Origin of the sequence: secondary endosymbiont of Heteropsylla cubana (assembly GCF_000287355.1) — a bacterium.
Lineage (GTDB): Bacteria > Pseudomonadota > Gammaproteobacteria > Enterobacterales > Enterobacteriaceae.
The window spans coordinates 350,402-362,640 of record NC_018420.1 but is presented as its reverse complement, the minus strand read 5'-3'; the positions used below and the strand labels follow the sequence as shown (position 1 = coordinate 362,640).

Below are 12,239 nucleotides of genomic sequence, written 5' to 3'. Positions count from 1 at the left end.
TCCCTCAAAATAGTATTTTCTTATAATCAAAGTAAAATTTAATATTTTTTACTTAATATATATTTAAGAAAAATTAAAATAAATATTTACATGTTAGATCTACCTTAAACAATCTAGGTGCATTTTTAAATATTTACTAACAAGTCCGCGTGAACATATAAATAAGTTTGTTTATTCTTTAATGATTAATACTGATTATAAATGTTATTTATGTAATTTATATTTAAATGACAATTAATTAAATCATTATCATTAAACTAAAATGCTAAAATAGTGATAAGGATCACTGTCGCATAGATTATATAGTTCATATCTCATTTTAAACCTTTTTAAGAAAAAATTTTATAAATTAAAAAACTTAGTTGAATATCAGTTGCGCAAAAAAAACAGTTTTATTTAAAATAAAAATAAGTTTACTTTTAAATAAAAAACATCGATAAAATATTCTATTAAATACAATCATAAACGATAATTAAATCTTAAACTTAAGAATTGATGCAAAAGATTTTTTTCTGAAAACAAATTTATTTTTTATAAAGCCAAGGGTAATATCCCATAAAGTATCGTAAACTCACAATTTACATAGTTAAAAATAGTCCAATAAAATTTCGTTATTTAATGTTGTTTTATCTTACGATAAAAAAATCGTAAATATAGTATGTCCAAAAACTAAAATATAACAGTCATGTAGATACAATAATTATTAAACGAATAATTCGAATATATCTAAATCTATCAAAGTACTAGTTGTCAATAATAATATAAAGTTATTTATTTTTCTAAAATTTAAGATAAAAGTTTTACTATCTTAAAATCTAGGATTAATTAAACCATCAACATTATCTGTTCATGAAAAAATAATCACAAGAAAATATCTATTAACTATTCTTGTAAATAGCTAACATGTTAATGAAAATTTTTATAAAGACTTTAATTGGGTGTTATTAATACATTAATTACAATAAAAACAAAATCATTCAAAAAAAAATAAAAAAACATAGTTATTTATTGTACCGCGATTAATTTTTATTCTTATGAAAGAAACGAATCTACCTAGAAAACATTAGCACCTTATTACTAATACCATAGTAGTAGACAGTTAACAACTGTATAGAAACTAATCATCTAAATAAAATTTTTATCTAAAATGTAATATACCAATCATAAATAACTAAAAAATTAGACATCCTGAAACTATATTGTATATACGCCATCCTTTGATATCAACTTTTTCAAGAAAACATGGTTATTTCAAAAAAAATCAATTTAGATTAGCATATCTAAAAAAATAATTGAGAAAATAGTTTAAAAAACAAAACATATCGACATTATATAGAATTAATCTCGCAGACAATATAAGTAATGATTAAATACATTGTAAAGATGCTTGCATCTTAGTTTAAATAAAAAAAATCACAGACAAGCTTGGCATTCACGAGTTTTATAAAATTCAACATCTGGATTCCGATCTTGAATTAAGTTTAGATTTGCCATACTAGGCGCAATATAAGATAAATTATTATCTCTATCAAGAGCTAAATTAGCTTCATTTTTTCGTATAAATTCTTCTAAAATTTTTACGTCTTTACATTTAATCCAACGAGCAGTAAAAATATTAATTTCTTCATAAATAGCTTCTACACTATACTCATTTTGTAATCTTGATATAACTACATCAAATTGTAAAACACCAATTACACCCACTATAAGATTATTATTAGCTAGTGGCCGAAATATTTGTACTGCACCCTCTTCTGATAATTGTATTAACCCCTTTAGTAATTGTTTTTGTTTAAGAGGGTCAGATAATCGAATTCGACGAAACAATTCTGGTGCAAAGCGGGGAATACCAATAAAGTCTAAATGTTCTCCTTCTGTAAAAGTATCACCAATATGAATGGTACCATGATTATATAATCCAATAATATCACCAGCGTAAGCTTCTTGTATGTGAGAGCGATCCCCCGCCATAAAAGTTAAAACATCTGTTATTATCATGTCTTTACCGGTTCTTACGTGATGTAATTTCATGTTCTTCTTATAACGACCTGATACGATTCTTAAAAAAGCTATTCGATCTCGATGACGAGGATCCATATTAGCCTGTATCTTAAATACAAAACCAGTAAATTTGTTTTCTAAAGCACTTACAATACGCACGTTACTCTGTCGCGATGTTGGAGGCGGAGCCCATTCAAGCAAAGAATTGAGAATATGATCTATACCAAAATTACCAAGTGCAGTACCAAAAAAAACTGGAGTTAAGATCCCAGCCAAGAAATCTTTCTTATCAAATGAATGAGCAGCCCCCCTCAATAATGCAATATCTTCGCGCAATTGGCATGCTACATCACTACCTAATATAAAATCTAAAATTGGATTTGCTAACCCTCTTACTAATTGCATTTCCTGAATAGTATTTCCACGACCGCTCTGATAAAGATAGGTTTCATCTTTTAATATATGATATATCCCCTTAAATAATTTTCCACAACCAATAGGCCAAGTAATGGGAGCACATGCAATCTTTAATTCATTTTCAGCTTCATCTAACAGTTCTATTGGATTGAGAATATCGCGATCTATTTTATTCATAAAAGTCAAGATTGGTGTTTTACGTAAATAAGTAACTTGCATCAATTTACGGGTTCTCTCTTCCACGCCTTTAGCTGAATCAATCACCATCAGACAACAATCTACTGCCGTCAAAGTGCGATAGGTGTCTTCACAAAAATCTTCATGACCAGGAGTATCTAGAAGATTGATTAGCATTTTTTTATAAGGAAATTGCATTACTGACGTAGTAATAGAAATACCTCTCTGCTTTTCAATTTCCATCCAATCAGATTTAGTGTGTTGGATAAAACCTCGACTCTTAACCATAGCAGCGGTTTTAATTACACGACCATATAAAAGCACCTTCTCAGTGATCGTAGTTTTACCAGCATCTGGATGAGAAATAATTGCAAAGGTACGTCGTTCCGCAATCTTGTCGGCGGGATATACATCGTTCTTCATGGTCACTTCCTTTGGCAGGGTCCACGATTAACTAAACTAATAGACGCAATAAATTAGATTTTAATAAATTTTTATTTAGATATTTTATATCTTATAAAACTTAAGGTTCATAAGATATAAAATAATACCAACTTCAGTGAGTGAAAAACTAAAATCTCTTTTATTTTTTCTTAAACTTAAAAATAAAATGTTTAATTATCAAGTGATAATGGTGTGAAAGATAAACAAAAATAATTATAACTGTATTTTTTTATACAAAACATTTTGCATTCAACATACAAGTATCATTTTAAGAAAATAGGTTTATCTATTAAAAAACGAAAGCATTTATAAAATTTTCCTCATAAATAAAATTAAATAATTTACCATGTTTTCAACAAAAATTAACTTATATTTCGTAATAGTTAACTTATCATTAACATATAACATTTATTAAATAAAATCATACCGGAAACACTGTTCTACTTATTATTTTTATCTTTTTTCCTAAAAAATCTTAATGGTTGTATTTATTTTTGTGTTAAAAAGATCAATATCTCTATTGGATTTGTATAGATTATTGAATACTCTTGTAAAGTATTCTTAGAGCAGATACTCTAATATAGAGTAAAATTAGGGATTAAATATTTGTTTCAGCTCAAACAAATGATTATTATTACAATAATATCATACAATTTAATTACATAATTAATTATAGAAAACACATAATTTAAAGACTATAATTCTCTATAATCTTAATTTTTTAAAACTTCTCAACTTTCTCTAGAAAAATATTTCTGATATTAATTGCAAATATTTTAAGATTGATTACTATAAATAACTACTTTTTTTGAAAAAAAGTATTTTAATAATTTTAATCAATCTGTTTATTAGATTAATAAGTCACATTTCTAAAAAAATTTTTTTTTAAGTCAAACATTTTATAATGTAAGTCTTACATAACACAAATATTGTTCAATGTTTTAACTATTAATAATTACTAAAAAACTAATCAATAATTAAATGATAATTTATTAGTTTAATAGAATCAAATTAAAAATTTATTAAAATCGCACAATTAAAAATAATTCCCATTTTAACAACATTATATTAATAATAAAATATTTTATTTTGAACATAAATTCAAATTATTAACAATAGGTTTATCATCTAAGAATTACCTTGATATAGAAAAAGTTATTCACTATTTTAATCATAAAAATAAAATCCAATTATTGTTTTTTTATAAAAATCTATCTCTAACTTAAAAAGTAATTGTATAAAAGATACATATTATCTTTAAGATCCTAAATACATAAAAACTTGCAGATGAGACAAATTCAAAGAAAAACAAGATTCGCATTATAGACTACGTTAGTAAAATCTTTTAAATTTATAGATAAAATGCTTTGCCCCTCATAGTCATCGTGAGATTTGATTAGCTATACCAATTATTATATTTTCATATAAACCATGCAGAAACAATAAATGGTTTTTAATAAAAGGTAAAAATATGCGTACTAGCCAATACCTTCTCTTTACCATTAAGGAAGCACCAACTGATGCAGAACTGATTAGTCATCAACTGATGCTACGTGCTGGCATGATTCGTAAATTAGCCTCTGGTCTTTATACATGGCTTCCTACCGGTTTACGTGTACTACGTAAAGCAGAAAATATTATACGAGAAGAAGTAAATAATGTTGGGGCAATTGAAATATCTATGCCTATGGTACAACCAGCCAATCTTTGGCAAGAAAGTAAGCGATTATTACAATATGGATCAGAACTACTTCGGTTTTCAGATCGAAATAAACGACTCTTTGTTTTGGGTCCAACACACGAAGAAGTTATTACTAATATTGTTCGTAATGAAGTTCGCTCTTATAAACAACTACCACTAAATTTTTATCAAATCCAAACTAAATTTCGTGACGAATTACGCCCGCGTTACGGAGTAATGCGAGCACGAGAATTCTTAATGAAAGATGGTTATTCTTTTCATACTACTGAGGCTTCTCTGCAAAAAACATATGACCTTATGTGTCAAGTTTATAAAACTATTTTTACTCGTATGGAGTTGGAATTTCTTGTGGTAAAAGCGGATACTGGTACGATTGGAGGAATAGTATCACATGAATTTCAGGTATTAAGCGATAGTGGTGAAGAAGAGATCGTCTATTCCACAGAATCAAATTACACCTCCAATATTACACTTGCATCCCCGTTAATATCTAGAACTAAAATTCCCTCACCTACTGAACAAATTAGATTAGTCGAGGTTTCCCCAAACTGCACTATTGAAGAATTAATAGTTCAATTTTCTATTCCAATTGAAAAAACCATTAAGATAATACTTGTTCATGCATCAAAAGAAGCAAATCATCCATTAGTAGCACTGGTAATTCGGGGTGACCATAAACTCAATCACCTTAAAGCAGAAAAGCTGCCCCACATCGCTGTTCCGATAATTATTGCCACCGACGAAGAAATACGTAAAATAGTGGGCGTAGGATCAAACGCTATTGGACCAATTAACTTGTCATTGCCTATAGTTATTGATCACAGCGTTGCTGTTATAAACGATTTTGTTACGGGTGCTAACATCGAAGGTAAATATTTTTTTGGAGTTAATTGGGTTCGAGATGTACCGTTGCCTCAAAGAGCTGACATACGAAAGGTTACTGATGGTGATATTAGTCCTGATGGTAAAGGTATATTAAAAATTAAACACGGCATTGAAGTTGCCCATATTTTTCAATTGGGTACAAAATATTCAAAGTCGATGAAAACAAATATTCAAGGGAAAGAAGGTTATAACCAAATACTAACCATGGGATGTTACGGAATTGGAATCACCCGGCTAATAGCCGCAACTATTGAACAAAAACATGATAAAAGAGGCATTTTATGGCCAAATGCTTTAGCACCTTTCAATGTCGTACTTTTACCCATCAATATGCATAAATCCTTACATGTTCAAACAGTCACAGAAACACTGTATCGAAACTTGAAATTACGCGGCATTGATGTTCTATTAGATGATAGAAAAGAACGCCCTGGTGTTATGTTTTCTGATATGGAACTTATTGGTATACCTTACCAACTAATAATTAGTGAACGTAATTTACATGTTAAAAATATAGAATATAGAAACTGGAGAACAGGTGAACAACTTATCATTAAACTAAATGTTATAATTGATTTTTTAACAAATGAATTAACTTTACCTTAATAAGATATTATTAAACATATTACCATATAAGATAAAAACTTTTATCTATTTTAGATAACTTTTTCTATACCATATAAAATAATTTATTTTCTTAAAAAATCATATTTATCGAAATATATAAACATTATTTTTAATATTGTAAAAATAATTTTCTGATAGTTCTATAAGATATGGGTTAAAAAACCCTTTTGATGTGACAACTACTGTATAAAATAAAGTTACCTATTGATCAAAATATCTTCACTGTAGTAAAATTATTAAAAGTTTAAAGAAAAATATTTCTTACATAAATAATTGTATAAAATTTATTATTAGACGATAAATCCTCCTAAAACAAACCGTTTTTTTTAAAATATTAACTATTATAAATATATACTTAGAAAGTAAATTATCTTTTAACTGGCACTATTAATAAAATAACGCGGAGCTAATCTAGCCCTATTTAAAAACTTTCATTAACACGATATACATCGTATACATGTTAATAGCTATTGCAAAAAGATATAAAAATTAAATATAATGCTATTATTTAATACGTAAAACAAATACATATAATAATTAATTTGTTTACATAAAACATGCTAACATTTATTTATGCAGCCTGGTAAATTTAATATACAATTTATAAATATATCTAAAGATGAATCTGGTCAACGAATTGATAATTTTTTATGTAGAAAGTTTAAAGGTGTACCAAAAAGCATGATTTATCGCATCTTGCGTACAGGTGAAATTCGGGTTAATAAAAAACGAGTAAAAGCGGAATATAAAATTCAAACATTTGATAAAGTACGTATTCCTCCACTCAGGTATTCTCATGAAAAAAAAATACCGTTTTCTGTCAAACTGAACAAAATTTCTGCATTAAATAATTCAGTAATTTACGAAGACGACTATATTCTCATTTTAAACAAATTAACAGGAATTGCTGTTCATGGAGGGAGTGGTCTTCATTTTGGAGTCATTGAAGGATTACGCACATTACGACCTCACACTAATTTTTTAGAATTGGTTCACCGCCTAGACAAAGACACCTCGGGAGTATTATTGATAGCTAAAAAAAGATCTGCACTACATTTATTACATAAACAGCTACGTGACAAGGAAATGAAAAAAGATTATGTTGCATTAGTGCGGGGTCAATGGCCCAACACGCTCCGCTCCATTTCAGCACCTTTGTTAAAGAAAAAACTTTACAATGGAAAGCACATCGTTCAGGTACATAACGAAGGAAAGCAAGCAAAAACTTACTTTCAAATCAAAGAACGATTTACATCGGCAACATTGCTAAGCGTGCATCCAATAACCGGACGTACCCATCAGATTCGTCTTCATACGCAATATAGTGGACATCCAATTGCATTTGATAATCTCTATGGAGATGACACATTTAATAAAACATTAAAAAACTGTGGTTTAAACCGAATTTTTTTACATGCAGCTGCAATTAGTTTTTTTCATCCTGCTAACGGAGAAATATTCCGAATAGAAGCCCCTTTAGACTCATCATTACATCAATGTCTCATCTATTTACGAAAAAACTAAATTATACATGTTAATATAAAAAAACAATGATTTACTAGTGTCTATTTAATTTTTGTAAAAATAAAAATTATCGAAATTAAATCCATATTTAAAGAATGCATTTAATACAAATATACTTCAACATATTCATCTATATAAAATTTCATCATTTAAAAGAAAAACCTCTCATTGTAGAAAAAAACATTTTATTGGATAAATTTATATTTTTTGAAGATTATCGATTAAATAATGGTAATATTAGCGATATTTGTTTTAATTCTATTCATTAAAAAAAACAAAGAAACGTTGACAGAATTAATTTTTATATTAATTAAGTATTTTTTTTGTAGAGCCATTATTCCCACTCTATAGTAGCAGGAGGTTTATTGGAAATATCATATACAACTCTAGAAACTCCATTTATTTCATTAATAATACGAGTAGAAACCTGCCTTAAAAACTTATCAGGTAAACACGCCCAATGAGCCGTCATAAAATCAATAGTTTGAATAGCACGCAATGAAATAACCCATTCATATTTTCGGGTGTCTCCCATTATACCTACAGTACGAACAGGTAAGAACACAGCAAAAGCTTGGCTAAGCTTGTTATATAAATTTGCCTTATGTAATTCTTCAATAAAAATTGCATCAGCATAGCGAAGCAATTCACAGTACTCTTTCTTTACCTCTCCTAATATTCGCACCCCTAACCCCGAACCAGGAAAAGGATGACGATTAAGAATTTCGTAAGGCAAACCTAATGCTAGACCAATCTTATACACTTCATCTTTAAATAAAGATTTTAATGGTTCCACTAATCCTAATTTCATTTTTTTTGGTAGACCACCAACATTATGGTAAGACTTTATTACATGGGATGCACCTATACCGGTTTTAGCAGACTCAATAATATCTGTGTAAATAGTGCCTTGTGCTAACCACTTTACATTGGAAAATTTAAGAACTTGTTTGTTAAACACGTCGACGAACACTCGACCAATTGTTTTCCGTTTTTTCTCTGGATCTTTAATACCAGATAGTGCAGAAAGAAATTGATCTTCTGCTAGCACATAGACAATGTTTAATTTGAAAAAACTCTTAAACATGTCCATGATTTGTCTTCCTTCGTTTAAACGTAACAACCCATTATCAACAAATACACAGATTAATCTTGAACCAATAGCTCGCTGTAAAAGAACGGCAGAAACTAAAGAATCCACACCTCCTGACAAACCAAGAATCACGTGATCATTTTTAATTGTTTCTTGGATAGAATCCATAGCATTTTTAATGATATTAGTTGGAGTCCATATTGAAACACATTCGCAAATATGAAAGACAAAACGCTCTAGTATACGCTGTCCTTGGCGGGTATGAGTAACTTCTGGATGAAATTGAACTCCATAAAAGCGTTTTTCTTCATTTTCTATAACTGTGAAAGGACAACTTTCCGTCTTAGCAATATTAATGAAACCTAAAGGAATACTAGTAATGTTATCTCCATGGCTCATCCATACATCTAATACTGGCATTCCATCACTACTATACTCATCTTGAATGTCGTGTAACAACAAGCTACTATTCTGAAGTACTTCTACTTTAGCGTAACCAAACTCTCTCTTAGTTGAAACTTGAACTTCTCCGCCCAGTTGTATTGCCATTGTTTGCATGCCGTAGCAAATACCCAGAACAGGAACACCTGCTTGAAAAACACAATCTGGAGCACGTGGACTATCTTTTCGAGTAGTGCTTTCTGGTCCTCCAGAAAGAATAATTCCGCTTGGATTAAATTTGAGTATATGAGTTTCAATAACATCCCATCTCCAAAGTTCACAATAGACGCCTAATTCGCGGATACGACGAGCTACTAATTGAGTATATTGCGAACCGAAATCTAAAATAAGAATACGATCTTTAGGGAGCTTGCCCGTCATTGATTACACTTATTCCTCATATTTTTTTTAAATTTATAAAACATAATTATAAAAAAAATAATTTTATTGTTATTCTTTGAATAAATTATCGTAACTAGTTTTATTGAAAATAATATTTAATAAGTACCTAACATACATGTCTATTTGCTAAAAATCAAAAAACCGTAAATTTTTGAAAAATATTATTATATTAATTTCTTCACCACTAATTAAAACTTTGTTGCTGTATAGCATGGTTATGCAAAATTTTAATCTCCACCTAATAAAAAATAAATAAAAAAACAACGATCTATAACTGAGGAATATTAATAAAAAAATTTTTTTATGAAAATTATTAACTCTACTGATTGTAATTTTATTGATAAAATTATTTCAAATATTACTAATAATTTACATAAGAGATTTTGTAAATTTAAGATTAGGGGCAAAATTAAACCCTATCTAAAACATGCTTATGACTTTATAATAATGATTATGTTTTCTTATTACATTTAGTGTTACTTTTTTTCATTTAATATTATTTAAATTTAAATGAGTTATTAATCTCTAGTTTTAATTGTAAAAAAATAATAACATTTTTTATTAAAAAAGTTAATGACCCGATCATGTGAAAATAAAATTACTCTCTGCACCATTGAACAGAATGTGATATTAAAAACATCATTAACTATGTAACAAAGTTATAGAATTTATTACAATCAAAATGTGTATAAAAAATCAATTTTACTATTTACTCTAAACAAATACATTAATATACTGTTTTTATTTTTATATTAAAGATATCGAATATAATAAATATTATTGATAATAAAAATACGCAAGACAAATATTTTAAAAAAAATAAAGAAATATTTTAAGAAAAAAAATAATAAAAAATATATTTAGGTAAAATAATAATATAAGTTGAAAACTTTTTTTATTCTTTTTAAGAAATCTTATTTTTTAAATAGATAATTATCATCATGAATATTTTTTTAACATTCAAAATCTAGACAATTATTGCTCTTTTCCAAAAAGATCAGAAAACGAGCGCTGTATTAAAATAAATATCTTTTTTATTATCCAACTAAAATTTAGTTAGGGAGATTTTATAAACAAATTAGATAATAATTAAATATATTAGTTTTATATAATTAACACAAATATACAACATTCTGCCGTAGGTCTTATTTATTTTAATTCTGAATAAAAGATTTTTTTGTTTACAATTTCATTCATAAAAAAGAATATCTAAGTAAAAATAGCAATAAAAAAAACACTGACTTTTCATAAAAAAAGCATTTAGTTCGTATTTTTCCAAAAAGAAATAATTAATTATTTTATAAATATCGCTCATCATGTAAAGATGCAATAATAATTTTTTACCAACGATTTTTGCTAACAAGTTTTATTTAAAATTATTCGAATACTTCTTACTTTAAAAGATTTAAGTAATATCGCAACAATGCTTTATCTATAATCAAGAAAATCTGCTTATTTAGTTTCTTGTTAAAAATAACTTATCATAGAATTATACAAATAAATTAATGATTACCAAACAAACTATAAATATAATAGAATAAGATTCTAGAAAAGAAGTATATTTAACTTAAATTAAATTCAAGATCAAAAAAAAATAAAACGTTCAATATAATTTTAAAACTCACCAAATCAATTAAAGATTTGAGATAATTCAGTACTAATATCTTTGACAGATTGAGTACCATCAATTTTGATATATTGAAGATGACCAGCATAGCCTTCTTTACGGTAATATTCTATAACTGGTATCGTCTGTTGACGATACTCTAACAAGCGATTCTTTATCGTATCTTCCCGATCATCTCTTCGCATACTTAAGGGTTTCCCCGTGATATCATCTTTCCCTTCTTTCTTAGGCGGGTGAAACTGAGCGTGATAAACTCGTCCTGAAAGATTATCAATTTGTCGACCAACAATACGCTGAATAATTAAATCGTCAGGTATAGCTAACTCCAGAACATAATCTACCATAATTCCCTCTTCTTTCATTGCATTAACTTGACGCAAAGTTCTAGGGAAACCATCTAATAAAAAACTATTCCGACAGTCGTTTTGTTTAATGCGATTATTCACTAACGCAATAACAAGATCATCATTTATTAATGTACCATTATCAATTAATTTTTTAATCTGCTGATCAATTTTAGACTGTCCGTATACCGCTAGACGAAGCATGTCTCCAGTAGAAATATGTGAAATATTATATTTCTTCATGATAAATTGCGCTTGAGTGCCTTTTCCAGCTCCAGGAGGACCTAGTAACATAATACGCATTGCATTAACCTACATATATTAATATTTTATTATCTAAAAAAAATCAAAGCTATGACCAAATTTAATGCTCTAAGCTACCTTGACTACACTTTATTAAATATCAAATAAACAATATAACACTAGTTATTATAACTTCTTTCTAAAAAGAAATCTATACAAACGTATAATAGTGTTTTGATCTGATTGAGCAAATATCTTCTCTCCTGCGTCCAGGAGGACGATATAGTATTATGAAGACAAAATAAAATAAAA

At 27.8% G+C, this 12,239-nt stretch carries 5 protein-coding genes; 2 read left to right on the top strand and 3 right to left on the bottom strand.

Annotated features, from left to right (window positions below; genetic code table 11):
- Positions 1–1,413: 1,413 nt before the first annotated feature.
- On the bottom strand, positions 1,414–3,018 hold the full coding sequence (gene prfC / locus A35E_RS00885) for a peptide chain release factor 3 (RefSeq protein ID WP_014888792.1): 1,605 nt from the start codon (positions 3,016–3,018) through the stop codon (positions 1,414–1,416).
- Positions 3,019–4,510: 1,492 nt separating this feature from the next.
- On the opposite strand from prfC, the gene A35E_RS00880 reads away from it, so the two are divergent.
- Both A35E_RS00880 and rluC read left to right on the top strand, forming a co-directional pair.
- Positions 4,511–6,232, top strand: coding sequence for a proline--tRNA ligase (locus tag A35E_RS00880; RefSeq protein WP_014888791.1), 1,722 nt, complete (start codon positions 4,511–4,513; stop codon positions 6,230–6,232).
- Between the two features lie 594 nt (positions 6,233–6,826).
- A complete protein-coding gene (rluC, locus tag A35E_RS00875; RefSeq protein WP_014888790.1) occupies positions 6,827–7,777 on the top strand; it encodes a 23S rRNA pseudouridine(955/2504/2580) synthase RluC in 951 nt (316 codons plus the stop codon).
- A gap of 334 nt (positions 7,778–8,111) precedes the next feature.
- Here the strand turns inward: rluC and guaA are convergent, their stop codons facing one another.
- Together guaA and adk are read right to left on the bottom strand one after the other, a co-directional pair.
- Positions 8,112–9,692 carry a glutamine-hydrolyzing GMP synthase gene (guaA, locus tag A35E_RS00870; protein WP_014888789.1) on the bottom strand — a complete coding sequence of 527 codons (1,581 nt, stop codon included), beginning with the start codon at positions 9,690–9,692 and terminating at the stop codon, positions 8,112–8,114.
- A 1,650-nt stretch (positions 9,693–11,342) separates the two neighbouring features.
- On the bottom strand, positions 11,343–11,987 hold the full coding sequence (adk, locus tag A35E_RS00865) for an adenylate kinase (protein ID WP_014888788.1): 645 nt from the start codon (positions 11,985–11,987) through the stop codon (positions 11,343–11,345).
- Positions 11,988–12,239 lie beyond the last annotated feature (252 nt).

Bases quoted from the DNA above. Each gene is read 5' to 3' on its own strand.
- rluC (WP_014888790.1), top strand. From the start codon at position 6,827: ATGCAGCCTGGTAAATTTAATATACAATTTATAAATATATCTAAAGAT.
- prfC (WP_014888792.1), bottom strand. From the start codon at position 3,018: ATGAAGAACGATGTATATCCCGCCGACAAGATTGCGGAACGACGTACC.
- A35E_RS00880 (WP_014888791.1), top strand. From the start codon at position 4,511: ATGCGTACTAGCCAATACCTTCTCTTTACCATTAAGGAAGCACCAACT.
- adk (WP_014888788.1), bottom strand. From the start codon at position 11,987: ATGCGTATTATGTTACTAGGTCCTCCTGGAGCTGGAAAAGGCACTCAA.
- guaA (WP_014888789.1), bottom strand. From the start codon at position 9,692: ATGACGGGCAAGCTCCCTAAAGATCGTATTCTTATTTTAGATTTCGGT.